General features: G+C 68.0%; 21 protein-coding genes. 11 read left to right on the forward strand and 10 right to left on the reverse strand.

Annotated features, from left to right (window positions below; translation table 11 throughout):
• Nucleotides 1–162 (forward strand): hypothetical protein, encoded by a 162-nt coding sequence (locus tag AC5Y36_RS05890; RefSeq protein ID WP_500039927.1) that lies wholly within the window; start codon nt 1–3, stop codon nt 160–162.
• A gap of 9 nt (nt 163–171) precedes the next feature.
• On the forward strand, nt 172–3,402 hold the full coding sequence (locus tag AC5Y36_RS05895; RefSeq protein WP_500039928.1) for an MFS transporter: 3,231 nt from the start codon (nt 172–174) through the stop codon (nt 3,400–3,402).
• A gap of 6 nt (nt 3,403–3,408) precedes the next feature.
• Here the strand turns inward: AC5Y36_RS05895 and AC5Y36_RS05900 are convergent, their stop codons facing one another.
• Both AC5Y36_RS05900 and AC5Y36_RS05905 read right to left on the reverse strand, forming a co-directional pair.
• A complete protein-coding gene (locus AC5Y36_RS05900) occupies nt 3,409–4,398 on the reverse strand; it encodes an adenylate/guanylate cyclase domain-containing protein (protein WP_500039929.1) in 990 nt (329 codons plus the stop codon).
• 67 nt (nt 4,399–4,465) lie between these two features.
• Nucleotides 4,466–7,036: a glycosyltransferase family 1 protein gene (locus AC5Y36_RS05905; protein WP_500039930.1), complete on the reverse strand. Its 2,571-nt coding sequence runs from the start codon at nt 7,034–7,036 to the stop codon at nt 4,466–4,468.
• 137 nt (nt 7,037–7,173) lie between these two features.
• On the opposite strand from AC5Y36_RS05905, the gene AC5Y36_RS05910 reads away from it, so the two are divergent.
• From AC5Y36_RS05910 to AC5Y36_RS05920, 3 genes are all read left to right on the forward strand, one after another.
• A complete protein-coding gene (locus AC5Y36_RS05910; protein WP_500039931.1) occupies nt 7,174–9,213 on the forward strand; it encodes an alpha-1,4-glucan--maltose-1-phosphate maltosyltransferase in 2,040 nt (679 codons plus the stop codon).
• 4 nt (nt 9,214–9,217) lie between these two features.
• Nucleotides 9,218–11,401, forward strand: coding sequence for a 1,4-alpha-glucan branching protein GlgB (gene glgB / locus AC5Y36_RS05915; RefSeq protein ID WP_500039932.1), 2,184 nt, complete (start codon nt 9,218–9,220; stop codon nt 11,399–11,401).
• 81 nt (nt 11,402–11,482) lie between these two features.
• The gene (locus tag AC5Y36_RS05920; RefSeq protein ID WP_500039933.1) at nt 11,483–11,824 is read left to right on the forward strand and encodes a DUF3024 domain-containing protein; all 342 of its coding nucleotides are present in this window, start codon (nt 11,483–11,485) and stop codon (nt 11,822–11,824) included.
• Between the two features lie 13 nt (nt 11,825–11,837).
• On the opposite strand, the gene AC5Y36_RS05925 is transcribed toward AC5Y36_RS05920, so the two are convergent.
• The 3 genes from AC5Y36_RS05925 to AC5Y36_RS05935 form a co-directional block, all read right to left on the reverse strand.
• On the reverse strand, nt 11,838–13,055 hold the full coding sequence (locus tag AC5Y36_RS05925; protein WP_500039934.1) for an IS30 family transposase: 1,218 nt from the start codon (nt 13,053–13,055) through the stop codon (nt 11,838–11,840).
• Between the two features lie 109 nt (nt 13,056–13,164).
• Nucleotides 13,165–14,064, reverse strand: coding sequence for a co-chaperone YbbN (locus AC5Y36_RS05930; RefSeq protein WP_500039935.1), 900 nt, complete (start codon nt 14,062–14,064; stop codon nt 13,165–13,167).
• Between the two features lie 137 nt (nt 14,065–14,201).
• A complete protein-coding gene (locus tag AC5Y36_RS05935; RefSeq protein WP_500039936.1) occupies nt 14,202–15,380 on the reverse strand; it encodes an acetyl-CoA C-acetyltransferase in 1,179 nt (392 codons plus the stop codon).
• Nucleotides 15,381–15,451: 71 nt separating this feature from the next.
• On the opposite strand from AC5Y36_RS05935, the gene mce reads away from it, so the two are divergent.
• Nucleotides 15,452–15,928, forward strand: coding sequence for a methylmalonyl-CoA epimerase (mce, locus tag AC5Y36_RS05940; protein ID WP_500039937.1), 477 nt, complete (start codon nt 15,452–15,454; stop codon nt 15,926–15,928).
• Here the strand turns inward: mce and AC5Y36_RS05945 are convergent.
• From AC5Y36_RS05945 to nucS, 3 genes are read right to left on the reverse strand one after another with little or no spacing between them, the layout of a single operon-like run.
• Nucleotides 15,925–16,221: an Rv1322 family protein gene (locus tag AC5Y36_RS05945; protein WP_500039938.1), complete on the reverse strand. Its 297-nt coding sequence runs from the start codon at nt 16,219–16,221 to the stop codon at nt 15,925–15,927. The genes mce and AC5Y36_RS05945 overlap by 4 nt on opposite strands.
• Before the next feature lie 24 nt (nt 16,222–16,245).
• Entirely contained in the window at nt 16,246–17,340 is a 1,095-nt protein-coding gene (locus AC5Y36_RS05950; protein WP_500039939.1) for an NADH:flavin oxidoreductase, read from the reverse strand.
• A gap of 44 nt (nt 17,341–17,384) precedes the next feature.
• Nucleotides 17,385–18,056: an endonuclease NucS gene (gene nucS / locus AC5Y36_RS05955; protein ID WP_500039940.1), complete on the reverse strand. Its 672-nt coding sequence runs from the start codon at nt 18,054–18,056 to the stop codon at nt 17,385–17,387.
• A gap of 49 nt (nt 18,057–18,105) precedes the next feature.
• On the opposite strand from nucS, the gene AC5Y36_RS05960 reads away from it, so the two are divergent.
• Together AC5Y36_RS05960 and AC5Y36_RS05965 are read left to right on the forward strand one after the other, a co-directional pair.
• Nucleotides 18,106–19,710, forward strand: a complete 1,605-nt coding sequence (locus AC5Y36_RS05960; protein WP_500039941.1) for an adenylate/guanylate cyclase domain-containing protein — start codon at nt 18,106–18,108, stop codon at nt 19,708–19,710.
• 37 nt (nt 19,711–19,747) lie between these two features.
• Entirely contained in the window at nt 19,748–21,352 is a 1,605-nt protein-coding gene (locus tag AC5Y36_RS05965) for an adenylate/guanylate cyclase domain-containing protein (protein WP_500039942.1), read from the forward strand.
• Here the strand turns inward: AC5Y36_RS05965 and glsA are convergent.
• A complete protein-coding gene (gene glsA / locus AC5Y36_RS05970) occupies nt 21,349–22,623 on the reverse strand; it encodes a glutaminase A (protein ID WP_500039943.1) in 1,275 nt (424 codons plus the stop codon). The genes AC5Y36_RS05965 and glsA overlap by 4 nt on opposite strands.
• A 79-nt stretch (nt 22,624–22,702) precedes the next feature.
• Between glsA and AC5Y36_RS05975 the strand changes: the two genes are divergently transcribed.
• Nucleotides 22,703–24,196: an AlkA N-terminal domain-containing protein gene (locus AC5Y36_RS05975; protein WP_500039944.1), complete on the forward strand. Its 1,494-nt coding sequence runs from the start codon at nt 22,703–22,705 to the stop codon at nt 24,194–24,196.
• On the forward strand, nt 24,193–24,684 hold the full coding sequence (locus tag AC5Y36_RS05980; protein WP_500039945.1) for a methylated-DNA--[protein]-cysteine S-methyltransferase: 492 nt from the start codon (nt 24,193–24,195) through the stop codon (nt 24,682–24,684). The genes AC5Y36_RS05975 and AC5Y36_RS05980 overlap by 4 nt, the downstream gene beginning before the upstream one ends.
• Nucleotides 24,685–24,691: 7 nt before the next feature.
• On the opposite strand, the gene AC5Y36_RS05985 is transcribed toward AC5Y36_RS05980, so the two are convergent.
• Entirely contained in the window at nt 24,692–25,666 is a 975-nt protein-coding gene (locus AC5Y36_RS05985) for an NAD-dependent epimerase/dehydratase family protein (RefSeq protein WP_500039946.1), read from the reverse strand.
• A gap of 110 nt (nt 25,667–25,776) precedes the next feature.
• Between AC5Y36_RS05985 and AC5Y36_RS05990 the strand changes: the two genes are divergently transcribed.
• The gene (locus AC5Y36_RS05990) at nt 25,777–26,130 is read left to right on the forward strand and encodes a hypothetical protein (protein WP_500039947.1); all 354 of its coding nucleotides are present in this window, start codon (nt 25,777–25,779) and stop codon (nt 26,128–26,130) included.
• The last annotated feature ends 56 nt before the right edge of the window (nt 26,131–26,186 follow it).

The following is a 26,186-nucleotide window of genomic DNA, read 5'->3' on the forward strand; positions in this document are numbered from 1 at the left end:
GTGGCTGCTGCGGAGTTGGTCGCCTGGATCACCAGTCCGACGGGCAGCGCGATCGACAACGCGATCAACCAGCCGTTCGTCGAGTTGTTCGGCGGCCCGCCGCCTCGCCTCCCGATCACCATCGCGAAGTTTTTCCGGGTCGACGGCAATCGCCCTGCCTAGAGTTGCCTCATGGCGAACAGACCCGCGGCCTTCTCCGCGCCTCACGAGCATTCCGCGGTTGCCGAATCGGGCGCGAAGTCGCGTCGGCCACGTTCACAAGGGCCGCACGCCGCGATCCCGCTGACCCAACGGCGGTTACCCTCGCCGACGGCGACGCTGCTGGTGGCGGCGTGCGGTACCGCCCTGGTCTTCCTCGACTCCGCGATGATCACCATCGCCTTTCCCGCGCTGCAACGGGACTTCCACGGCGACATCAACCACCTCTCCTGGGTCCTCAATGCCTACAACATCGCGTTGGCCGCCTTTCTCGCGGTCGGAGCCGGACTTGCCGAGCTGCTGGGACGCCGGCGGGTGTTCATCTACGGCGCGCTGGTGTTCACCGTCGCGTCTGGTCTGTGCGCAGCCGCAGACACCTTCGGCCAGTTGATCGCCTTGCGGGCATTGCAGGGCCTCGGCGCGGGTCTGCTGCTGCCGGCGTCGCTGGCGCAGGTGATCAAGGGCGTCGATGCGGCACACCGGGCCCGCGGGCTCCTCGTGTGCAGCGCCACAGCCGCCATCGCATCGGGTCTCGGCTCGGCTATCGGCGGCGCCGTGGTGGACGCGTCGACGTGGCGTTGGGTGTTCATGGTGAATCTGCCGTTGGGCGCTGCCGCCCTGGCGGTAGCCCAGCGGGCCGTGATCGAAAGCCGTTCCTCGACGCCGCAACGGATGCCCGACCTGGGGTCGGCGGCGTTGTTCGCCATCGCGCTCAGCGGCCTGACGCTGGGGCTGGTGACGGGCCGCGACCCCGGCTGGCGTGGGCCGGTGATTGCCGCGGCGTTGGTGGTGGTCGCGACGCTGGGGTTGGTGGTGCGTTCCCGACGCCGTCCGACACCGCTCATCGACCCCGCCCTGCGGCGCACCCGGCCGTTCGGGGTGGGCGCCGTGCTGGCCTTGATCGCCGGCGTCGGGCTCTACGCCTCGGCGTTGACCCACGTGCTGTTCCTGAACCGGGTCTGGGATTACACCCTGTTGCAGGCCGGCCTGGCGGTCGCCCCCGCGGCGGTCGCCGCGGCAGCCATCGCCGCGGCGCTCGCCCGGTTCACCGCCCGGCACGGACACCGCTTCATCGTCGGAGCCGGCGCCCTGATCTGGGCCGGCAGTCTGCTGTGGTACATCCAGGTGGTGGGACCCCACCCCGAGTTTCTGCGGGAGTGGCTGCCCGGTCAGATCCTGCAGGGCGTCGGGACCGGGGCGATGCTGTCGGTACTCGCGGGCAACGCCCTGGCTCGAGTCGTCGCCGAGGCTGACCTCGCCGGAGCCGCGGCGGTGGTCGGTACCGCCCGCCAGGTCGGCGCGGTGCTCGGCATCGCGTTGCTGGTGGTTGTGGTCGCGGTGCCCGGCCACAACGCCGCCGCCGACGAGACCCTGCGACGCGGGTGGATGGTGGCCGCGGCCAGTGCCGTGCTGGTCGCGATCGGTGCGGCGTTGCTGGGCCGGGTCCGCGAAACGGCGACGGGCCCGGCCGACATCGAGGCGACGCCGGACGTCGCTTTGCCGGCGCCGACCCCGTCGACGCCCTACGCACCGGTGGAACTCACCGGACCGATCACGATCGGCGAAGTTGATCTGCTCAAGGCGATGCCGCTGTTCGCCGGGCTGGATCCGGCTGCCCTGGCCGAGTTGCGGGCGCACGCCGAGGACGTCGACCTGCGGGCGGGGTCGTACCTGTTCCACGCCGGCGATCCGTCCGATTCCTTCTACGTGGTGCGCAACGGGCGCATTCAGGTCGTCCAAAACGAGGTGGTGCTAAGGGAATTGGGGCGTGGCGAGGTTGTCGGCGAACTGGGGTTCCTGATCGACGCACCCCGCTCCGCGGCGATTCGCGCCGTGCGCGACTCCACTCTGCTGCGACTCACCAAGGCCGATTTCGACAGGATCGCCGATGCCGGCGTCCTCACCGCCCTCACCCGGGTGCTGGCCACCCGCTTGCACGAGAACCCGGCTCCGCTGGCCCCGCACGCGCCGACACCGGAGGCGGTCATCGCGGTCGTCGGCGTCGACGCCCACGCTCCGGTGCCGATGGTGACCGCCGAGTTGGTCGAGACCCTCTCGGGCTGGCTGCGGGTAGTGCACCCCGGACGCATCGACCGCGACGGGCTGGAACGCGCCGAGCGCAGGGCCGACAAGGTCATCCTGCAGGCGACGACCGAGGATCCCGACTGGCGTGACTTCTGCTTGCGGTCGGCTGACCGCGTCGTCCTGGTGACCGCCGATCCGGCACCCCCGGCCGCACCGCTGCCCGCACGCGCAACGGGTGCCGACCTCGTCTTCGCAGGCCCACCCGCCGACCGTGAACACCGGCGCAGCTGGGAGGAGTTGATCACCCCGCGTTCGGTGCATGCGGTCCGCTCCACCTACGCCGGCGCTGACCTGCGGCCGCTGGCCGCTCGGATCGCGGGCCGATCGGTGGGCCTGGTCCTCAGCGGCGGTGCCGCCCGGGCCTACGCCCACCTGGGGGTGCTGGACGAACTGGAGGCGGCGGGCGTCGTCGTCGACCGGTACGCCGGGACCAGCATGGGGGCGGTCATCGCCGCGATGGCGGCCACCGGCGTGAACGCCGAAGCGGTGGATGCCCACGTCTACGAGTACTTCGTCCGCAGCAACCCGACCAGCGACTACACCCTGCCCCGCAAGAGCCTGATCCGCGGACAACGGACCATGGCCGGCCTGCACAGCGCCTTCCGAGGGCTGTTCGTCGAGGATCTGCCGAAGGAATTCCGCTGTGTCAGTGTGGATCTCCTGGCCCGACGCGCCGTTGTGCACCGTACCGGACCGGTTGCCGAGGTCGTGGGCTGCTCGCTGCGGGTGCCGGGTTTGTTCGCTCCGGCCGTCTACGGCGGTTCCCTGCACGTCGACGGCGGCGTGCTCGACAACCTGCCGGTGGACGCGCTCGCGGGCCCGGAGGGTCCAGTGATCGCGGTCAGCGTCAGCCCCGAACAGCCGGCCCATGCCGGCGCAGCCGCAGATCGTGCGGCCATCCCGCAGGTCCCCAATGTCGTGGACACCATCATCCGCACCATGACGATCGGCAACGCGATGGCGTCGTCGGCGGCGCTGGCACGAGCGGATCTGGCCATCCATCCCGACACCACCAGCATCGGTTTTCTGGAGTGGCACCAAATCGACCGCGCCCGCGAAATCGGCCGGATGGCAACTCGGGCGGTCATGCCGCAAATTCTGGATCTGGTACACCGCTGAAGCGGCCTAGCCGGACGACCTCCGCGGGTCGCGGCGCGCGATGACCGGGAACACCGTCTCGCTCCCGGTTCGGCCCCTGATCTCGACCGATTCTCCGGTGTCCCAAAGGAACTGATCGGCAACCAGATCGCGTACCCCACGGGTCGCCAGCACGGCCGCCCGTCCGTTACGGCCGGCGATCCCCGACAGCCGAAACGCCAGGTTGGTGGTGTCGCCGATCACCGCGTCCGCGGACCTCGTCATGGCGGTCAGGGCGGCCATCCCCTGCACCACACCCCAACCCATGTGGATCGATGAACCGCCCGGGGCACGTAACGGCAACTCCGGTCCGAGTTCTTCGACGCGGCGGTTGGCGGCCAGTGCGAAGTCCACCGCCAACTCGCCGGCATTCGGCAACTCGCTGAGCTCCCAGACGGCGAACATCGCATCACCCGCGTAGTGGTTGAGGGTGCCGTGATGGGCATGCAACACCGCGCGCAGCTCGTGCCAGAGCGTCTGCAGGCTGTGCGCCAGGATCTGCGCGTCTGTCACCTGCGAGATCGTGGAGTAGTTGACGATGTCGCCGACCACCATCACCATCGCGGCACCGACGGACCGGATCAACGTCTGCTCGGTGGTGAGCGGACCGACCGCGGTGAATCGTTGCGAGTGGAAGCGCAGCGACACATCGCCGATCCGGATGTGGTCGCCGGGCCGGATCGGCTGCGGGGTCGCACGCTCGAGCCGCGCACCGTTGAGCAGCGTGCCGTTGCTGCTGGTATCGATCACGAACGCTCGGTCTTCGGCGAGATCCAACCGGATTTCCAGGTGGGTGCGGGAGATTTCGGGATCGTCGATCAGCAGCCGACATCGCTCACTGATGCCCGCGCATTGCCGGCCCACGAACAGCTGATCGAGGATGGGCACGCGACGTTGTGGGCCACCGTCGTCGACGACGAGGTATGCCGGGAACTCGTCGGGCCCCTCGCCCGGCGCATTGGCAGACGTCGCCATCATCGCCTCGCTGCTCGCCGTCACCGAACTCGACCCCCGATCATAGCGAGGGTGCGGCGCGAAAGGACGCTCAGGCGACGGTGACCCGTCCCAGCTCGCTCTCCCCGACCAGCATCGGATGGCGGGGCAACACCCGCACCGTGTAGCCCACCGATCCGGCCACCGGCAGCGGTGTCGTCGTGGCGAAGACGTCGGCACCCCCGACGCTGCCGGTGTGCGCCATCTCGACGGTGACCGGATCGACCAGCGCGTCGCCGTCGTCGACCCGGCCCAGCACCGCCTGCACGCTCACCTCGTCGGGGCTCAATCCGGCCAATCGGACCGTCGCGGTCAGCGTCAGTTTCGACCCCAGCAGTGGCGTGTCCGGCAGCCCGGTGCTGTCCACATCGGTGATCGCGATACTCGACCAGGCCCGCTCGACGCGGCGCCGGTAGTCGGCGAACTGGCGGGCGGCCTGAAAATCGCCTCCGGCGACGGTGGTGCGCAACGATTGAGCCGCCGGCAGGTAGTAGCCCTCGACGTAGTCGCGGACCATGCGCGACGCCAGCACCTTGGGTCCCAGTGTCTGCAGGGTGTGGCGCACCATCTCGATCCAGCGCGGCGGCACGCCGTGTTCGTCTCGCTCGTAGAACTTGGGCACCACCGACTGTGCCAGCAGGTCATACAGCGCGCTGGCCTCCAGATCGTCGCGACGGCTCTCCTCGGCGACCCCGCTGGCGGTGGGGATCTCCCAGCCGTTGTCGCCGTCGTACCACTCGTCCCACCAGCCGTCGCGGATGGACAGGTTCAGCCCGCCGTTGAGCGCACTCTTCATCCCCGAGGTTCCACACGCCTCCAGCGGACGCAGCGGGTTGTTCAGCCACACATCGCAACCCCAGTACAGCCGTCGGGCCATTGACATGTCGTAGTCGGGCAGGAAGGCGATGCGATGCCGCACCTCGGGCCGGTCGGCGAACCGAACCACCTGCTGGATCAATGCCTTCCCGCCGTCATCGGCGGGATGTGACTTGCCGGCCACGATCAGCTGGATGGGACGTTTTTCGTCGAGCAGCAACTGCTCGAGCCGCTCCGGATCCCGCAGCATCAACGTCAGCCGCTTGTAGGTCGGAACCCGGCGGGCAAAGCCGACTGTCAGCACATCGGGATCGAATGCGGTTGCAATCCAGCCGAGTTCGGCATCAGATGCGCCGCGTTCCAACCAGGACCGGCGCAACCGCACCCGGACGTCGTCGACCAGCAGCGCCCGCAGCTGCGAGCGGATCCACCACAAATGCCCCGCGTCGACCTGCTGCAGCCGCTGCCACACCGTCGGCTCGGACAACGAATCCGACCCGGCCAGCTCGCGGCCCAGCTGCAGCCACTGCGGTGCCGCCCAGCTCGGCGCGTGCACCCCGTTGGTGATCGACCCGATCGGCACCTCGGCGCGGTCGAATCCGGGCCACAGCCCGTTGAACATCGACCGACTCACCCGACCGTGCAACAACGACACCCCGTTGGCGCGCTGGGCCAGCCGCAGACCCATGTGCGCCATGTTGAAGGTGTCCGGATCGTTCTCGGCACCCAGCGCGACGACGGCGTCGGGCGCCACACCCGGCAGCAACGCCGACGCCCCGTCGCCGAGGTAGCGCCGTACCAACGTCATCGGGAAGCGGTCGATGCCCGCGGGTACCGGGGTGTGGGTGGTGAACACCGTCGACGAACGCACCACCGTGAGCGCCGTGTCGAAATCGAGCCCGGACTCGGTGGTCAGTTCGCGAATACGTTCGGCGCCAAGGAATCCGGCGTGACCCTCATTCATGTGGAAAATCTCCGGAGCCGGCAGCCCGGTGATGGCCGTGAACGCCCGGATCGCCCGGACCCCGCCGACCCCGGCCAGGATCTCCTGCTGGATCCGGTGTTCCTGGTCGCCGCCGTAGAGCCGGTCGGTGACGCCGCGCAGATCATGTTCGTTCTCCGGGATGTCGGAGTCCAGCAGCAGCAACGGCACCCGGCCCACCTGAGCCACCCAGATCCGGGCGCGCAGCCGACCGGCACCGGGCAGCGCGAGCTCGACCAGCGCCGGATCCCCGGCGGCGTCGGTGAGCAGCCGCAACGGCAGTCCCTGCGGGTCCAGCGACGGGTAGGTTTCGTGCTGCCAGCCGTCGGCGGTCAGCGACTGGCGGAAATAGCCGGAGCGGTAGTACAGGCCCACCGCGATCAACGGCACCCCGAGGTCCGATGCGGACTTCAGGTGGTCGCCGGCCAGAATCCCGAGGCCGCCGGAGTAGTTCGGCAGCACCTCGGCGACGCCGAACTCCATCGAGAAGTAGGCGACGCCGGTCGGCATGTCCACCCCGGCCGACTGCTGCTGCTGATACCACAGCGGGCGGGTCAGATAATCGTTGAGATCGGCGGCCAGACCGTCGAGGCGTCCGGTGAACCCGTCGTCGCCCGCCAACTCGTCGAGCCTCGACGGGCGCACCGCGCCGAGCAGCGCCACCGGGTCCTGCCCGCATCGCTGCCACAGTTCCGGGTCGATCTCGGCGAACAGGTCCTGGGTGGGTTTCTCCCAGGACCACCGCAAGTTGGTCGACAGTTGTTCCAGCGCCGACAGGCGCTCCGGCAGGTGGGCGCGGACGGTGAACCGGCGGAGGGCTTTCACGCGTCCCTACCTTACTGACGATCCGGCCTCCTGCAGGGCGTGATGCGACTGCTTCGTCATGCCAGGTATGGCACGGCCAGTACGGTGGGTATTAGACGCGAAGGGATGTTCGACAACCACAGGGATGGAGTTGATGGGTGCCGGGTCGCCTCGAGATCGATGACGTCTCCCCCGTCGTGTCCTGCGGCGGGTATCCGGCCAAGGCGGTGGTCGGTGAGGTGGTCCCGGTCCGCGCCACCGTCTGGGGCGACGGCCACGAGACCGTCGCGGCGACCCTGGTCGCGCAGTATCTGGGGCCGCGTTACCCCGACCCGGACGAGCCGCTGCCGTGCGGTGAGGAGGCGGCGTCGGTGCAGCTGACCATGACGCCGGGATACGACGAGTTCGTCTTCCACAGCCAGTTCACCCCCGACCGCGTCGGACTGTGGCTGTTCCGCGTCGACGGGTGGGGTGACCCGGTCGACAGCTGGCGCCACGCCGTGACGGCCAAGCTCGACGCCGGCCAGGGCGAGGCCGAGCTGTCCAACGACCTGCTGATGGGGGCGCGGCTGTTCGAACGCGCCACCGCGGGCGTGCCGCGCGCCCAGCGCGAACCGCTGCTGGCCGCCATCGCGGCACTGCGGGCACCCGGCGACCCGCTGACCCGGGCCGCGCCGGCACTGTCTGGCGAGGTCGCCGCGATCCTGCACCGCTACCCACTGCGTGATCTGGTCACCCGCGGCCAGCGCCACGCGGTCTGGGTGGACCGGCCGCTGGCCCGGTTCGGCGCCTGGTACGAGCTGTTCCCCCGGTCAACCGGCGGCCGCGACGCCAACGGCACCCCGGTGCACGGGACCTTCGCCACCGCCGCCGCGGCGCTGCCGCGCATCGCCGACATGGGTTTCGACGTCGTCTACCTGCCGCCGATCCACCCGATCGGCAAGGTGCACCGCAAGGGCCGCAACAACGCGGTGACCGCCGAACCCGACGACGTCGGGTCGCCCTGGGCGATCGGCAGCGCCGAAGGCGGCCACGACGCCGTTCATCCCGACCTGGGCACCATCGACGACTTCGACACCTTTGTCGCCTCCGCGCGGGCCCTGGGCCTGGAGGTGGCCTTGGACCTGGCGCTGCAGTGCGCACCCGATCATCCCTGGAGCACCGGGCACCGGCAGTGGTTCACCGAGTTGCCGGACGGCACCATCGCCTACGCCGAGAACCCGCCGAAGAAATACCAGGACATCTATCCGCTCAACTTCGACACCGACCCCGCCGGGCTGTACCGCGAAGTCCTTCGCGTAGTGCGGCACTGGATTGAACACGGCGTGAAGATTTTCCGCGTCGACAATCCGCACACCAAGCCACCGGATTTCTGGGCGTGGCTGATCTGCCAGGTCAAGAGCACCGACCCGGACGTGTTGTTCCTGTCCGAGGCCTTCACTCCGCCGGCTCGCCAGTACGGGCTGGCCAAGCTGGGCTTCACCCAGTCCTACACCTATTTCACCTGGCGAACCTGGAAGGGTGAGCTCACCGAATTCGGGCGGGAGATACCGGAATTCGCTGATTTCCGACGGCCGAACCTATTCGTAAACACCCCCGACATCCTGCACGCCAGTCTGCAACACGGCGGTCCGGGGATGTTCGCCATCCGCGCGGTGCTGGCGGCGACGATGAGCCCGAGCTGGGGCGTGTACTCCGGCTTCGAACTGTTCGAGGATCGCGCGGTGCGCGAAGGCAGCGAGGAGTATCTGGACTCCGAGAAGTACGAACTGCGGCCGCGCGACTTCGACGGCGCGCTGGCACAGGGTCGCTCCCTGCAGCCGTTCATCGCCCGGCTCAACGAAATTCGGCGAACCCATCCCGCTCTGCACGAACTGCGCAACATCGCGTTTCACCATGTGGACAACGACGCCCTGCTGGCCTACAGCAAGTTCGATCCGACGAGCGGTGATTGCGTACTGGTGGTGGTGACGCTCAACGCCTTTGGCGCCGAGGACGGCACGCTGTGGCTGGACATGGGTGCACTGGGCCGCGAACCCTACGAGCAGTTCTGGGTGCGTGACGAGATCAGCGGCGAGGATTACCACTGGGGGCAGGCCAATTACGTGCGCCTGGATCCGGGCCGTGCGGTCGCCCACGTCATCCACATGCCGACGATCCCCGAGCACGCCCGAACGACCCTGCTGCAGCGGAGGTGACGGGATGACACGAGCCCACGCACCGTTGGCCCCGCCGGCCGCCGACTTGGCCCGACTGGTCAACGGAACGCACCACGACCCGCACTCGATCCTGGGTGCCCACGAGTACGGCGAACACACCGTGATCCGGGTCTTTCGCCCGCAGGCCATTACCGTGGCGGCGGTGGTGGGCGACGACCGCTTCGAGCTGACCCACCTGGACTCCGGCCTGTTCGCCGTGGCGCTGCCGTTCGCCGACCTCGTCGACTACCGCCTCGAGGTCGGCTATCCCGATTCCGGCGTGCGCACCATCGCCGACGGCTACCGGTTCCTGCCCACCTTGGGCGACATGGATCTGCATCTGTTCGCCGAAGGCCGCCACGAGCGGCTCTGGGAAGTGCTCGGCGCGCACCCCCGCTCATTCACCACCGCCGACGGGGTAGTCAGCGGGGTGTCGTTCGCGGTGTGGGCGCCCAACGCGCGCGGTGTGGGCCTGATCGGCGACTTCAACGGCTGGAACGGCAACGACGCCCCGATGCGGGCGCTGGGGTCATCGGGGGTGTGGGAGCTGTTCTGGCCGGGGTTCGCCCCGGACGGGCTGTACAAGTTCCGGGTGCACGGCGCCGACGGGGTGGTCACCGACCGGGCCGACCCGTTCGCCTTCGCCACCGAGGTGCCGCCACACACCGCGTCGCGGGTCACCGCGAGCCGCTATCGCTGGAGCGACGCCGACTGGATGACCCGCCGCGCCGAGCACAACCCGGTCAACGCACCGATGAGCACCTACGAAGTCCACCTCGGCTCCTGGCGCCCCGGGCTCAGCTACCGCCAACTGGCCCGAGAATTGGTCGATTACGTGGTGGCGCACGGCTTCACCCACGTGGAGATGCTGCCCGTCGCCGAGCATCCATTCGGCGGGTCGTGGGGTTATCAGGTGACGTCCTACTACGCGCCGAGCGCCCGGTTCGGGACACCGGATGAATTCCGGGCGCTGGTCGACGCACTGCACCAGGCCGGCATCGGTGTCATCGTCGACTGGGTTCCGGCACACTTTCCCAAAGATGCCTGGGCGCTTGGCCGTTTCGACGGAACGCCGCTCTACGAGCACTCCGACCCCAAGCGGGGTGAGCAACTGGACTGGGGCACCTACGTTTTCGACTTCGGCCGGCCCGAGGTGCGCAATTTCCTGGTCGCCAACGCGCTGTACTGGCTCGAAGAGTTCCACGTTGACGGGCTGCGGGTAGACGCGGTGGCCTCGATGCTCTACCTGGACTACTCGCGCCCGCACGGCGGCTGGACCCCCAATATTCATGGCGGGCGGGAGAATCTGGAAGCCGTGCAGTTCCTGCAGGAGATGAACGCCACGGCCCACAAGGCGGCACCCGGCATCGTCACCATCGCCGAGGAGTCAACGTCGTGGCCCGGCGTGACCCGGCCGACCAGCCTTGGCGGTCTGGGGTTCTCGATGAAATGGAACATGGGCTGGATGCACGACACCCTGGACTACCTCGGTCACGACCCGGTGCATCGCAGTTACCACCACCACGAGGTGACGTTCTCGATGCTCTACGCCTTCAGCGAGAACTACGTCCTACCGATCAGCCACGACGAAGTCGTGCACGGCAAAGGCACGCTGTGGCAACGGTTGCCGGGCGACGATCACGCGAAAGCCGCCGGTCTGCGGACCCTGTTGGCCTACCAGTGGGCACATCCGGGCAAGCAGCTGTTGTTCATGGGCCAGGAGTTCGGCCAACGCGCCGAATGGTCCGAGGTGCGCGGCGTGGACTGGTTCCAACTCGACGAGAACAGCTTCTCCAGCGGCGCCCTGCGCCTGGTGGACGACATCAACGCCATCTACCGCAGCCGCCGGGCGCTGTGGAGCCAAGACAGCAATCCCGACGGTTACTCCTGGATCGACGCCAACGACTCGGCCAACAACGTGTTGAGCTTCCTGCGCTACGGCGACGACGGCTCGATGCTGGCGTGCGTGTTCAACTTCGCCGGCTCAGAGCATGCCGACTATCAGCTGGGCCTGCCGGTCGGAGGCCGATGGCGGGAAGTGCTCAACACCGACGCGACCATCTACCACGGCGGCGGCATCGGCAACCTCGGCGGCGTCGACGCCACCGCCCAGCCGTGGCACGGACGCCCGGCCTCGGCGGTGCTGGTTTTGCCGCCGCTGTCCGCGATCTGGCTCGAACCGAGCTAGCACGAGCAGACGCAAAAGTGCCTCATTTCAGCAGGCGGATTCCAGTGAACGTCGCAACGGGACGAGTTGCACACTAGTGCAGTGACGGGTCTGCCGGAGACGGATATTGTGCGCGTGCGGCGATGGTGCCATGACAAGGTGCCCGAGCAGGTGCGTAACGAGGTCCGGATCGAGTTCGACGTCGCGGAACGTCATCTGACGATTGTCGAGTGCCGGCCGCCGTGGCGAGCTGAGATGGGCTCGGAGTGGACCCGGTTCCCGATCGCCCGGCTGCGTTATGCGAAGACCCGCGGTGTGTGGTCGTTGTATTGGCGCGACCGTAACTCGCGTTTCCATGTCTACGACCTGGTGTCGCCCACGGCCAGTATCGAGGAGTTGCTTGCTGAAGTGGATCGGGATCCCACCGCGATCTTTTGGGGCTGACCGTGCCGTGGCGTTACGCGGTCCTTAGCGCCGCATCGGTGATCAGGTCGGCGGGCCGGGCCCAGCCAAGAGTTTTACGGGGCCGGTCGTTGAGTTCGTCGGCGACTTGCTGCAGTTGTTCGGGTGAGATTCCAGCCAGGTCCATTCCTTTGGGGAAGTAGTCGCGCAGCAAACCGTTGGTGTTCTCGTTGGAGCCGCGTTGCCACGGCGAGTGCGCGTCACAGAAGAACACGCGTGTGCCGGCGCGGGCGGTGATCTGGTGGTGCAACGCAAGTTCTTTGCCCTGATCCCAGGTCAGGGTCCGGCGCAGATGCGGGGCAAGGGCGCCCAGGGCCTCGACGATGCTGTCAGCCATGGTCGCTGCGGTCGGCCGCCCAGTGGCCACATGGATGAGGATCACAAAGCGGGTGACCCGTTCGACCAAAGTGCCGATCGCCGAACGGTTTCCGGAGCCCATGATGCAATCGCCCTCCCAGTGCCCGATCTGTATCCGGTCCTCGACTTCGGCGGGCCGATCAGCGATCATCGTCATAGCGGTAAGCCGACCGCGGCGTTCTAGGCCCTGAACCCGACGTCGGCGCCGCCGGCGCCGCCGTTTGGCCGGGCGGGTTACATCGGTGCGGGGATCGTAGATCGCCTGATAAATCGACTCGGTACACAGATGGCGCTCGGGTTGGTCAGGGAAGTGCACCGGCAGCTCATGAGCAACCTGTTCGGGACTCCACCGCCTGCCCAACAGATCGGCGACAACACCACGCAGCTGCTCGTCACACGCTATACGGCGGGTCCGCGACGGCCGGGATTGCCGCTCGACCGCAAGCCGCTCCGCCGTGGCAGACAAGTAGCGGCCCCGATCGTCAACGTTGCGGCGCAGCTCCCGTGAGACCGTTGAGGCCGCCCTCCCCAGTTCCTCGGCGATGGCGCACACACCGACACCGGCGCGGTGCAAGTCAGCGATCGTCGTCCTCTCGGCCAGTGACAGATACCGGGGATGCCGCGGTTTGGGTGCTGTAAGACTCACCGGTGGATAGTGCACCGGTTCACCAGCACTATCGCGGATTGTGCGCCCGTAAAGCCAGCGTGTCCCTGTCCTGCGGTTGATCCCTACAATCCGGCAGGCCTCGGAGTTACCTACCCCCTGGGCGATCAACCGAGCGAACCACTCGTGCTCCTCCACCAACATTCCGCCACTCGGCCGCCCACGCCGCCGGGTCTTCTGCTCTGTTCCCATCGCAACCTCCGAATAGTCTCGGTGTTGCGACGTTCACTGGAATCCGCCGCATGAAATGGGCACTTTTGCCTGGGGGCACCACCCGCTTACGGGGGACCGCTCGCGCCACTTAGTACAGCGCGTTGGCGAGGTTGCGACGAGCGTCGACGACGTCGGGGTCGGCGGGATCGAAGATCTCGAACAGCTCGATCAGCCGGGTTCGCACCGCGGTGCGCTCGTCTCCCGCCGTCCGGCGCACCAATGCGATCAGCCGGTCGAATGCCGCCTTGACATGCTGGTTGACGATCTCGACGTCGGCGGCGGCAAACGCGGCCTCCAGATCGCCCGGAGCTGCGTCGGCGACCGCTATCGCATCGGGTCGCTGAGCGGTGGCGCGCTGCAGGAAAACGAGTTGGCGTACCGCAGCCTTGGCTTCGACGTGGTTGGGGTCGGCGTCCAGGATCGCCTGATACGAACGGTGCGCGGCGGCGAAGTCGCCGGCGTCCAACTGTTGGCGCGCCTGCTCAAGAGCGGGGTCGACGGGCTCAGCCTCGTCGCCCTCGGATGCGCCGCCCAACTTGCCGGCCGTGGCGGACAGCAGCGAGTCCAACCAGCGGCGCAACTGCTCGGCGGGCTGGCGCCCCTGGAAGCTGGCCAGTGGCTGCCCGGCGCCCAGCGCGATGACCGTCGGCACCGCTTCGATACCGAAGATCTGCGCCACCCGGGGAACGGTGTCGACGTTGACCGTCGCCAGCGCCCATTTGCCGTTATCGGCGGCCGCCAGCTCGGACAGTGTCTCGGCCAGCTGCACGCACGCCTCACTGCGCGGCGACCACAGCAACACCACGACCGGCACCTGGTTGGACCGGACCAGCACCTCGTCTTCGAAGTTGGCTTCGGTGATCTCGGTGCCGCCCGGCGCCGCCGCCGTTCCTTCGGCCTGCGGACCCTGCTGGGCACGCTGTTTGAGGCCGGATAGGTCTACTGCCCCGGCCAAGGCGGGGCCGATCGGGGGTCGCGGTCGGGTCACGTGATCAAGTCTGACACAGCGTGCAGCAGGGTCCTCGGGCGCCGATCGGCGGTGACGATTTCACCGCCGACAAGGCCCTTATGAGCAAAATCACAACATGTCATGCCGCACACTCTCCAGCAAACACCCCGAGCGGATCACGCCCGCAGGATCAGCGCGTCGCCCTGCCCACCGGCGCCGCACAGTGCGGCGACGGCGTAGCCGGAACCGCGCCGCTTGAGCTCCAGCGCCGCGTGCAGCGTGATACGCGCCCCGGACATCCCGATCGGGTGCCCGACGGCGATCGCCCCGCCGTGCACATTGACGACGTCGGGGTTGACCCCAAGCTCCCGGGTCGAGGCCAGCGAAACCGCCGCGAACGCCTCGTTGATCTCCACCACATCGAGTTGGTCGACCGAGATGCCTTCGCGGGCCAAGGCCTTCTTGATGGCGTTGGCCGGCTGGGACTGCAGCGTGGAGTCCGGTCCGGCCACCACACCGTGCGCGCCGATCTCGCACAACCAGTCCAGCCCGAGTTCTTGCGCCTTGGCCTTGCTCATCACCACGACCGCGGCCGCACCGTCGGAGATCTGTGACGACGAGCCCGCCGTGATGGTGCCGTCCTTGCGGAACGCCGGCTTGAGGCCACCCAGCGACTCGCCGGTGGTGTTGGCCCGGATGCCCTCGTCTTCGGCGAACTCCAGCGGGTCCCCCTTGCGCTGCGGAATCCGCACCGGGACCACCTCATCGGCGAAGACACCGTCTTTCCACGCCGCGGCCGCCTTCTGATGCGAGCTTGCGGCGAATTCGTCCTGCTCAGCGCGGGTGAACTTGTCGGCATCGTTGCGCTGCTCGGTCAACGCACCCATCGGCTGATCGGTGAACACGTCGTGCAGGCCGTCGTAGGCCAGGTGGTCGAGCACCGTCACGTTGCCGTATTTGTAGCCTGCCCGGCTGTCCATCAACAGGTGCGGCGCCCGGCTCATCGACTCCTGCCCACCGGCCACCACCACCTCGAACTCGCCGGCGCGAATCAGCTGGTCAGCCAGGGCGATGGCGTCGATACCGGACAGACACATCTTGTTGATGGTCAACGCCGGCACGTCCCAGCCGATCCCGGCGGCGACCGCGGCCTGGCGCGCCGGCATCTGCCCCGCCCCGGCGCTCAGGACCTGCCCCATGATCACGTAATCCACCGCTGAAGCCGGTACACCGGCCTTCTCCAGGGCGCCCGCAATGGCGATGGCACCCAGATCACTGCCGGAGAAATCCTTCAGCGATCCCATCAACCGCCCGATCGGGGTGCGGGCTCCAGCAACGATCACCGACGTCGTCATGACTACCTCCAAAGCGGCCGGATCCAACTGATCCAGAAGCACATTGTTTCCCGTCAGGTTACCGTTACGTTATGACCACCGACCAAGCCGACGCCCGTCCCGTGCTAGCCACCGCATTGGTGACCGGCATTGATCACGTCGGTATCGCGGTCCCCGATCTGGAGGCGGCGAAGAAGTGGTACCACGACCGGCTCGGCATGATCGTGCTGCACGAAGAGGTCAACGATGACCAGGGCATCGTCGAAGCGATGCTCGCCGTTCGCGGCGCCCCGGTCGGCAGTGCGCAGATCCAGCTGATGGCCCCGATCGACGACTCCTCGACGATCGCCAAGTTCCTGGACAAGCGCGGGCCCGGCCTGCAGCAGTTGGCATACCGGGTCAGTGACCTCGACACCCTGACCGAGCGGTTGCGCGCGGAGGGCGTCCGGCTGATCTACGACGCGCCGCGGCGCGGCACCGCAAACTCGCGGATCAACTTCATCCACCCCAAGGACGCTGGTGGGGTGTTGATCGAGCTGGTCGAGCCGGCCGCCGACTCAGCGCACTAAGACCACTTTCGGGTCGGACCGCGGGTTGCGCGGTTGGCCCAGCACGGTGTGTGCCAATGCCGCCGATCCTCTCCCGCAGCTTCTCCTGAATCGGCGCGCCACACCACCAGATGTGCAACGCCGCAACGAATTTCGTGATCGCATCCCGGACACCGGTAGATCTTGACCGCCCGCGCGCCGGCGATCGGCACAACCGCGTACTCATAGCCGTCGGGCCCGGTCTCCACACGCTGCCCGACCGGCAACAGCCGCAACGGTTGTTGGCGGCGCGTTGAACCGCGACGACGAGCCATGACGATCAGCCTACGGCGCGTTCATCAGGCAAGGGCGGACAGCGCAACCGCCGCGTCGTACCCGGTGAAGCCGTCCAGCTCGCCGCGGCGCAGCCGATTCACCCAGGTCGGGTCGGCCAGCAGCGCGCGTCCAATGGCCACCACGTCGAATTCCCCGGCCGCGAACTGCTCCACCAGGCCCTCCACGGACGCGGGCCGGATCACCTCGCCGCGTTTCTCGCTGCGGAACTGGGTCTGTAGCCCGACCGAGCCAACCGCGATGACGGGTACCCCGGTGACCTTCTTGGTCCACCCGGCCAGGCTCAAGTCCAGGTCGTGGTCGGGGAATCCGGGCACGTAATGCCTGCGTGTCGACGGGTGCAGCACGTCGACCCCGGCCGCGACCAACGGCGTGAGCAGTTCCTGCAGCTGTGTCGGATCCTCGGCGATGGACGCCGTGTAGTCGGTGCCCTTCCACTGCGAGAAGCGGAAGATGATCGGATAGTCCGGACCGACGGCGGCCCGGATCGCGGCGACCACCTCGGCCGGGAAACGCGTCCGCGCACCCAGCGATCCGCCGTAGTCGTCGGTACGCCGGTTAGTGCGCTCCCAGAGGAATTGGTCGAGCAGGTAGCCGTGGGCGCCGTGAATCTCGACGGCGTCGAAGCCGAGGTCTTTCGCGGTGGCGGCGCTGTCCGCGTACACCCCGGAGATCTCGTGGAGTTCGTCAGGCCGCAGCGCCCGGCCCCTGGGCTTGCCGAGCCCGTCGACACCCGACGGGCCGACCGGCACCACACCGTCGGCGTCGTCGCGTTGCACCCCCTGGTGCCACAGCTGGGCGGCGATCGTGGCTCCCTCGGCGTGGACGGCGTCGACGACCCGGGTCCACCCGGCCAGAACCTGGTCACCGGCGATTGTCGGCACGCTGGCCGGGTACCCCGCCGCCGGGGTGGGCAGCCGGATTCCCTCGGTGATGATCAGCCCGACCCCTCCCGCGGCACGCCGCCGGTAATACTCCGCGACGTCGCCACCCGGGATGCCACCCGGTGACGCCTGGCGGGTCATCGGTGCCATCGCGAATCGGTTCGGCACCGCCAGCGAACGCACGGTCAGCGGCTGAAACAGGTCATCGATTGCCATGGACGGCTGCAACGCGCCGTCGCACCCGGCTATTCCGTGCCCACTCAGAACAGCCGGAACTCGTCGCTGTCCATACCTCGCATGTTCTCGTAATCAAGTGTTACGCAACGGATTCCGCGATCATGGGCCAGGGTTCGCGCTTGCGGTTTGATCTGCTGGGCCGCGAACACCCCGCTGACCGGCGCCAGCACCGTGTCGCGGTTGAGCAACTCCAGATAGCGGGTGAGCTGCTCAACGCCGTCGATCTCGCCGCGGCGCTTGATCTCCACCGCCACCGAGCGGCCCTGCTCGTCGCGACACAACAGGTCGACCGGGCCGATCGGGGTCATGTACTCGCGACGCACCAGCGTGTATCCCTTGCCGAGCAGCTCCACGTGTTCGGCGAGCAGCTTCTGCAGATGGGCCTCGACACCGTCTTTGACCAGGCCGGGGTCGACCCCCAACTCGTGGCTGGAGTCGTGCTCGACCTCCTCGATGGTGATCCGCAATTGCTCGCCGGCCTTGTTCTCCACCACCCACAACGGCCGCTCACCGTCGAGATCCTCGGTCAGCCAGCACGGCGGACTCATCCAGTTCAACGGCTTGTAGGCGCGGTCGTCGGCGTGCACGCTGACCGACCCGTCGGCCTTGATCAGCAGCAACCGACGCGCGGACGGCAGATGCGCGGTCAGTCGTCCCACATAGTCGACGGTGCACTGGGCGATCACGAGACGCACCCGCCATACCCTAGGGCGTGGCACCTCAGCCAAATACGCTGGCACCACCATGACCGCAAAAACCCGCCTCGTCCCGCGACCCGGCCGCCTGCTGGAAGCACTGACCCGCCAGCGCAGCCGACTGTCGAACACGCCGGAGTACGGATCGTGGCTGCTGGGCCGGGTGTCGGACAGTCAGCGGCGACGTCGGATCCGCATCCAGGTCATCCTGACCGTCTTCATCGTGGCCGCCAACATCCTCGGCATCGTCGTCGCGATGCTGCTAGTCACGATCGCATTCCCGGTTCCCAGCGTGTTCACCGATGCACCGCTGTGGCTCACCTTTGCCGTCGGGCCGGCGTACATCGGATTTGCGCTGGCCCTGGGGACCTTCTGGATCACCCGGCGCACGGTGGACCGGCTGCGGTGGGCCATTGAGGAACGCATCCCCAACCGCACCGACCAGCGCAATGTCTTCGCGGCGCCGTGGCGGGTGGCCCGCAGCGCCCTGCTGCTGTGGGTGCTCGGCGCTGCGTTGCTGACGACCCTCTACGGGTTGGTGAATACGTTGTTCATCCCGCAGTTCCTGTTCTCGATCCTGTTCAGCGGGGTCGTGGTGTCCACGGCCTGCTACCTGCTGACAGAGTTCGCGCTGCGCCCGGTAGCCGCGGAGGCGCTGGCAGCCGGCCCCCCACCGGGGCGGTTTGCGCAGCGCATCGTCGGCCGCACCATGACGGTGTGGCTGCTGGGTTCCGGCGTCCCGGTACTGGGTATCGCGCTGACCGCGATGTTCGTGCTGACGCTGCACAACATGAGCAAGACCCAATTCGCTTTCGCGGTCATTATTTTGGCCGCCATGGCGCTGGTGTTCGGTTCCCTGTTGATGTGGATACTGTCCGGGCTGACCGCGACGCCGGTCCGTGGGGTGCGCGCTGCATTACAGCGCGTCGAGCAGGGCGACCTGGACGACAACCTGGTGGTGTTCGACGGCACCGAGCTCGGCGAACTGCAACGCGGATTCAACTCCATGGTCGGCGGTCTGCGCGAACGCGAACGCGTGCGCGACCTGTTCGGCCGCCACGTGGGCCGCGAGGTGGCCGCCGCCGCGGAACGTGAACGGCCTGAGCTCGGTGGCGAAGAGCGCCATGTCGCAGTCATTTTCGTCGATATCATCGGCTCCACGCAGTTGGTTGCAGGCCGGCCCGCGGCGGAGGTCGTCACGCTGTTGAACCGGTTCTTCGCGGTGATCGTCGACGAGGTTGACCGCCATCACGGACTGGTCAACAAGTTCGAGGGGGATGCGGTGCTGGCGGTGTTCGGCGCGCCCAACACGCTCGAGCATCCCGAGGACGAAGCGCTCGGCGCTGCCCGTGCCATTGCCGCCAGGCTGCGAGACGAGGTCCCCGAGTGCCAGGCCGGTATCGGGGTGGCCGCCGGTGAGGCGGTCGCCGGCAATGTCGGAGCCAAGGAGCGGTTCGAGTACACCGTCATCGGCGAACCGGTCAACGAAGCGGCTCGACTGTGTGAACTGGCGAAATCCGCACCCGGCCGGTTGTTGGCCTCCGCAGCGACCCTGCAGCGTGCCAACGCCGGCGAGGGCGCACACTGGCGGCTGGGCGACACGATCACGCTGCGCGGGCTCGATCAGCCCACCCAACTGGCGTTCCTGGTTTAGCGACGCGACCGGCTTCGCCAAATAGGCTGGCACCACCATGAGCGCAAAACCGAGTCTCCGCAGCCGGCTCGGTCGCGCCCTGGAGTCGGTGACGGGGCAGAGCAATCGGTTCACGACCACCCCGGCCTACGGCTCGTGGCTGCTGGGACGGGTCTCCGAGGGCCCGCGCCGCCGCCGGGTCCGCATCCAGCTCATCCTGACCATCTTTCTGCTGGTCGCAAACTTGATCGGTATCGGCGCGGCGGTGCTACTGGTCGCGATCGCCTTCCCGGTGCCCAGCGTGTTCACCGATGCGCCGCGGTGGCTCACATTCGGGTTCAGCCCCGGTTACGTGGTGTTCGCCCTGGCCCTGGGTACGTCGTGGATCACCCGGCGGGCCGTGAACCGGCTGCGGTGGTCCATCGAGGACCGACCGCCCAGCCAGACCGATCAGTACAACGCCTTCCGCGGGCCCTGGCGGGTTGCAGTGAGCCACCTGCTGTTGTGGGGAACCGGGGCGGTGTTGCTGGCGACGCTGTATGGATTGGTCGACCGGCTGTTCATCCCACGCTTCCTGTTTTCGCTGAGTTTGGTCGGCGCCGTGGTGGCGACATGGTGTTACCTGTTCACCGAATTCGCGTTGCGGCCGGTGGCGGCGCAGGCGCTCGAAGCCGGCCCGCCGCCCCGGCGGCTGGTACCGGGCATCATGGGCAGGACCATCGCGGTCTGGCTGTTGGGTTCGGCGGTCCCCGTGCTCGGGATCGTGGTCACCGTGGTGGTTGTCCCCTTGGTGGGCAACATGACCTCGACCCAATTCTCCTTCGCTGTGCTGATTTTGGCGATGATGGGGCTTATCACCGGGTTTCTGCTGACCTGGATTTCGTCGTGGATGATCGCCGCGCCGGTCCGGGTGGTACGCGCCGCGCTGAAACGCGTCGAACTGGGCGATCTGCGCGGCGACCTGGTGGTGTTCGACGGCACCGAACTCGGCGAACTGCAGCGGGGTTTCAACGCCATGGTCGCCGGACTGCGCGATCGAGCGCGGGTGCGCGACCTGTTCGGCCGGCACGTGGGGCGCGAGGTGGCCGCCGCCGCAGAACAACAGCGCGTCAAACTCGGCGGCGAGGGACGCCACGTCGCCGTCGTCTTCGTCGACATCATCGGATCCACCAAGCTCGCCTCGATGCTGGCCCCGGCGGAAATCGTCGCACTGCTGAACCGGTTCTTCGCAGTGATCATCGACGAGGTCGACAGCCACAACGGCCTGGTCAACAAGTTCGAGGGTGACGCGGTGCTCGCTGTGTTCGGCGCGCCCAACGACATGGAAAACCCCGAGGACGCGGCGCTGGCGACGGCCCGCGCGATCGCCACCAGGCTGCGCACGAAGGTCCCCGAATGCGAGGCCGGTATCGGCGTGGCCGCCGGGCAGGCGGTGGCCGGCAACGTCGGCGCCAAGGAACGATTCGAGTACACCGTCATCGGCGAACCGGTCATCGCAGCCGCGCGGCTGTGTGATCTGGCGAAATCGGAGCCAGCCCGGGTGCTGGCGTCGGCGGTGACGGTGGAGGCCGCCGGCGACGAAGAGAAGTCGCACTGGACCTACGGTGACACGGTGACGCTGCGCGGCCTCGGCCAGACCACCCGACTCGCGATACCGGTCTAGCGCAGCCAACGTTCCGCGCTGGCCACCGCATCATCGAGGCCGTGAAACGTGAGGGCGCGTGCCGCCGAGTCGGGCGGCACGACGACACCGGCCGGGTCCACCAGCAGGCCGCGTTTTCCCGCCGCCTGCAGCGATGCATTCAATCCGGCGAGCATGCGGCGCGCGGCATCGTTGATGTCGTCGACGCCGGATACATCCAGGATCGCCACGCCGAATTCATCGCATTGCCGGCGGGCCATCCGCAGCACCTGCTCGGCCCCGGCGAACAACAGATCGCCGTGCACCTCATACACCCGCACTCCGTCACGGATGTCGTAGACCGCCCGCAGCGTGGCACGCGATTCCCGGCCCACGTTGAGGAAATGCAGACCCAACTGGTCGGACAACTCGCGGCACAGCCGAATTCCGCGGACGCTGTTTCCTTTGGCGTCCAAAAGCGGTGAGTACACCCCGATTCCGAGTTGCCCCGGCAGCACCGCGACGATGCCCCCGCCGACCCCGCTTTTGGCCGGCATGCCCACCGCGCTGACCCAGTCACCGGCCGCGTCATACATCCCGCAGGTCAGCATGACCGCCAGGGTGCGCCGGACCACCGCGGCGCCGGTCACCCGCCGGCCGGTCAGCGGGTTCACCCCGGCGCGCGCCAGGGTGGCGCCCATGCGGGCCAGATCGGTGCAGGTGACCTTCAGCGAGCATTGCCGGTAGTAGACGTCGAGGATGTCGTCGGGGTCGCCGTCGATGGCGCCGAAACTGTCCAGCATGTAGGCAATAGCCCGGTTGCGGCTCCCGGTGGCCTTCTCCGAGCGGTACACCGCATCGTCGATCTGCAACTGCCGCCCCGCACAGGCCGAATAGAACTCCCGGATCAGTGCGAAGCGTGCGTCGGGCGAGGCGCCCGGAATCAGTGATACCGCGGCGATCGCCCCCGCGTTGATCATCGGGTTCTTCGGATTCTTGGTGACGTCGTCGACGCTGATCTCATTGAAGGCCTCACCGGAGGGCTCCACCCCGATCCGGCCGTCCACCGCTGCTTCACCGATCTGATCCAGTGCCAGCGCATAGGTGAACGGCTTCGAAATCGATTGGATGGTGAACTCGACGCCCGCGTCACCGGATTCGTAGACATGACCATCACCGGAGGACAGCGACAAACCGAAGCCCGACGCGTCGACGCCGGTGAGCTCGGGTATGTAGTCGGCCAACGCACCCTCGGCGTTGGAGGCGTTGTCGGCGACAATCCGGTCCAAGTAGCTCTGCACCAGGTCGGTCACCCTCGCATGGTATCGACTCCGAACACTGATGTCCGTTTTCCGCTAGTCATGTCACCGCCGACGTGTAAGTCTTGCTGGTGTGTATGACGACTTCGACCGGTGCTACCGCGTCGTGCAGTCCAAGGACCCCCGGTTCGACGGGTGGTTTGTGACGGCTGTCGTCACCACGGGAGTGTATTGCCGGCCCAGTTGCCCGGTGCGGCCACCGCTGGCCCGCAACGTCCGGTTCTACCCGACCGCGGCCGCCGCGCAGCGGGCGGGATTCCGGCCCTGCAAACGCTGCCGGCCGGATGCGTCGCCCGGCTCGCCGGAATGGAACGTGCGCAGCGACGTGGTGGCCCGCGCCATGCGGTTGATCGCCGACGGAACCGTCGATCGCGAAGGGGTCGGCGGGATGGCCGCCCGCCTGGGCTACACCGCCCGCCAATTACAGCGACTGCTGCACGCCGAGGTCGGCGCCGGCCCATTGGGGCTGGCCCGGGCGCAACGCACCCAGACCGCACGAGTGTTGATCGAAACCACCGACCTGCCGTTCGGCGACGTGGCATTCGCGGCCGGATTTTCCAGTATCCGGCAGTTCAACGACACGGTGCGGGAGGTGTGTCGCAGCACGCCCAGCGAACTGCGGCACCGTGCCGCGGCGCGTTCCCACCGGCGGCTGATCCCGGCCAGCCCGGGCGCACTGTCACTGCGGCTGCCGGTGCGCATGCCGTTTGCCTGCGACGGGGTATTCGGCCATCTGGCGGCCACGGCCATTGCGGGGTGCGAAGAAGTACGCGACGGGTGGTACCGGCGCACCCTGCGGCTGCCGCACGGAACGGGGATCGTCGGCCTCGCCCCCGCCCCTGATCACGTCGCCTGCCACCTGCTGCTCGACGACTTCCGGGATCTGTCCACCGCGATCGCCCGGTGCCGGCGGCTGCTCGACCTCGACGCCGACCCCGAGGCCGTGGTGGAGGTGCTGGCGGCCGATCCGGATCTGGGCGCCCTGGTGACCAAGGCTCCGGGACAACGCATTCCCCGCACCGTCGACGAGGCCGAACTCGCCGTGCGGGTGGTGCTCGGACAGCAGGTGTCGACCAAGGCCGCCCGGACCCACGGGCGCCGGTTGGTGGCCGCATACGGGCGGCCGGTCCACGACACCGCGGGGGCACTGACCCACACCTTCCCGGCGGTCACCGACCTCGCCGACATCGACCCCGCCCATCTGGCGCTCCCCTCGGCCCGGCAACGCACACTGCGCGCATTGATCGCCGGGCTCGCCGACGGCTCCGTCGTCCTGGACACCGGCTGCGACTGGGACCGCGCACGGGCCCAACTGCTCGCGCTGCCCGGAATCGGCCCATGGACAGCCGAATTGATCGCGATGCGGGGTCTCGGTGATCCCGACGCGTTCCCGGTGACCGACCTCGGTGTGCGCGTCGCCGCCAGAAATGCCGGGCTCCCCGACCAACCACAGGTATTGGCCGAACGCGCCCGGCGATGGCGGCCCTGGCGGTCGTATGCCACCCAGCATCTGTGGACCACACTCGAACACGCCGTCAACGATTGGCCCCCGAAGGAGCTCGCATGACCCACTACCGCACCGTCGACAGCCCGGTAGGCCTAATCACCCTGGCCGGCAACGGTTCCGCTCTTCAGCACCTGCGCATGGTCGACCAGACCTATGAGCCCGACCGCACCGATTGGATCCGCGCCGACGACGCCTTCTCCGAGGCCGTCGAACAACTCGAGGCGTACTTCGCGGGAGAACTCACCACGTTCGAGCTGAACCTCGATCTGGTCGGCACCGCGTTCCAGCGCCGGGTGTGGGGCGCGCTGCAGACCATTCCCTACGGCGAGACGCGGTCCTACGGTGAGATCGCCAAGCAGATCGGCAGCCCGGCCGCCTTTCGCGCTGTGGGACTTGCCAACGGGCACAACCCGATCGGGATCATCGTGCCCTGTCACCGGGTGATCGGCAGCAACGGCAGCCTGACCGGCTACGGCGGCGGCCTGGACCGCAAGCGCGCACTGCTCGACCTGGAGAAGAGCCGGGCCTGCGCGACGCTCTTCGACTGAGGTCGCGCTATCTCAGGGCAGCGACCGTGTCCCCGACCGTGGTCTGCGGATCGCGGTAACGGATGCCGAGGTCTCGCTCGCTGGGCGTGTCGTCGGAGTCCGGCATCTGGGTGTAGTACTGCATCCCGGCCGCGGTGAACGGTGTCTCGAACGGCAGGAACTGCTCGGCCCGGTCCAGGACCGCCCCCGCCACCCGCAGCATGGTGTCCGGGACCGGAACCGCGCCCATCCAGATGCCGGCGGCGTCGCCGAGCATACCGGCCAGCTCGGCGACCGGAACCCGGGTGCCACCGGCGGTGTAGCGGCGCGGCCCGCGCCCGGGTTCCAACAGCGCGGCGTGCAGCGCCGCCAGGTCGCGGACGTCGATGATCAGCCAGGCCGCGTCGCGACCGGGAATCACCCGCATCTGCAGGGCGGCCCGCACGCCCTCGCCCGCCTCACCGAACTGATCCCCGACCGGCGGACCGAGCACCATGCCGGGATAGGTGATGTTGACCGGCGCGCCGGCATCCTGTAGTCCCCGCGCATAGATCTCGACCTGCGCCTTGGATTGCCCGTATCCGTCGGTACCGCCCACCACCGGCAGATCCGCGGTCAGCACCTGCAGGCCGGGATGAAACAGCGCGGTGAAACTGGATACGTGCACGATCGGGTCCATGCCCAGTTCTACGGCCTGCCCGAGCACATTCTGGGCGCCGCCCATGTTCGTGCTGAGCATCCGGGCGGTCTCGCGCGGGTCGGTCGCCACCAGGGCCGCACTGTGCACCACGGCGTCGCAGCCCTTCAGTGCTTCCCGTACCGCGGGACGGTCGGCGATGTCGGCGACGGCGAAGTCGGAGACATCGACCCCGAGCTTGGCGACCGAGGTCTGCAGCTTCGCCGGATTACGCACCAGGAAGCGAATCGAGTGGCCCGCATCGGCAATAGCCTTCGCAGTCCACCCGCCAACAAATCCCGTACCACCGGTCACCAGAACACGCATGCGACCATTCTGCACTGAAGTTCTCCGACCCCCGCGTGAACGTTGGCCATTCGCTGTTAGCCTCAGGGCACCGTCTGGCCGGATGGCCGGCGGTGAGGACTGGAGGGTCGATGAAGGCGATGCGGATCGCGGCGTCAGCCGCGCTGCTGGCGGGCACATCGGTGGGGCTGGCCGGCCCGGCGTCGGCCGATTCGCTGAGCGGGACCTACAGCGCGACGGTGATCGGCGGCAGTATCGCGCCGGTCGGCGTGGAGAAGACCTGGTTGTTCTACCCGTGCGGTGTGGGCTGCGCGGAACGCGACGTTCCCGGAAAGCCGAACCTTCATTGCGTGTTCCATCTGCAGGGCACCACCTGGACCTGCTCTCCGCATGAGGGCGTAAGCGACACCGTCGATGCCAATACCCTGGTTGCCCACTCCGTTGAGCCGGGCGGAACCATCGACTGGCAATTGGTCAGGCATTGATCCCTGCCATTTCGATAGGCGAATTTCCCGCACTGGACAAATAGAAATGCCCCCCT

Source organism: Mycobacterium sp. NGS50, from assembly GCF_059812545.1.

Coding starts and splice junctions, on each gene's coding strand:
- AC5Y36_RS05945 (WP_500039938.1), bottom strand. CDS start 16,221: ATGGCTCGTCGTCGCGGTTCAACGCGCCGCCAACAACCGTTGCGGCTG.
- AC5Y36_RS05935 (WP_500039936.1), bottom strand. CDS start 15,380: ATGACGACGTCGGTGATCGTTGCTGGAGCCCGCACCCCGATCGGGCGG.
- mce (WP_500039937.1), top strand. CDS start 15,452: ATGACCACCGACCAAGCCGACGCCCGTCCCGTGCTAGCCACCGCATTG.
- AC5Y36_RS05990 (WP_500039947.1), top strand. CDS start 25,777: ATGAAGGCGATGCGGATCGCGGCGTCAGCCGCGCTGCTGGCGGGCACA.
- AC5Y36_RS05960 (WP_500039941.1), top strand. CDS start 18,106: ATGACCGCAAAAACCCGCCTCGTCCCGCGACCCGGCCGCCTGCTGGAA.
- AC5Y36_RS05900 (WP_500039929.1), bottom strand. CDS start 4,398: ATGATGGCGACGTCTGCCAATGCGCCGGGCGAGGGGCCCGACGAGTTC.
- AC5Y36_RS05895 (WP_500039928.1), top strand. CDS start 172: ATGGCGAACAGACCCGCGGCCTTCTCCGCGCCTCACGAGCATTCCGCG.
- AC5Y36_RS05965 (WP_500039942.1), top strand. CDS start 19,748: ATGAGCGCAAAACCGAGTCTCCGCAGCCGGCTCGGTCGCGCCCTGGAG.
- AC5Y36_RS05980 (WP_500039945.1), top strand. CDS start 24,193: ATGACCCACTACCGCACCGTCGACAGCCCGGTAGGCCTAATCACCCTG.
- AC5Y36_RS05925 (WP_500039934.1), bottom strand. CDS start 13,055: ATGGGAACAGAGCAGAAGACCCGGCGGCGTGGGCGGCCGAGTGGCGGA.
- AC5Y36_RS05950 (WP_500039939.1), bottom strand. CDS start 17,340: ATGGCAATCGATGACCTGTTTCAGCCGCTGACCGTGCGTTCGCTGGCG.
- glgB (WP_500039932.1), top strand. CDS start 9,218: ATGACACGAGCCCACGCACCGTTGGCCCCGCCGGCCGCCGACTTGGCC.
- AC5Y36_RS05985 (WP_500039946.1), bottom strand. CDS start 25,666: ATGCGTGTTCTGGTGACCGGTGGTACGGGATTTGTTGGCGGGTGGACT.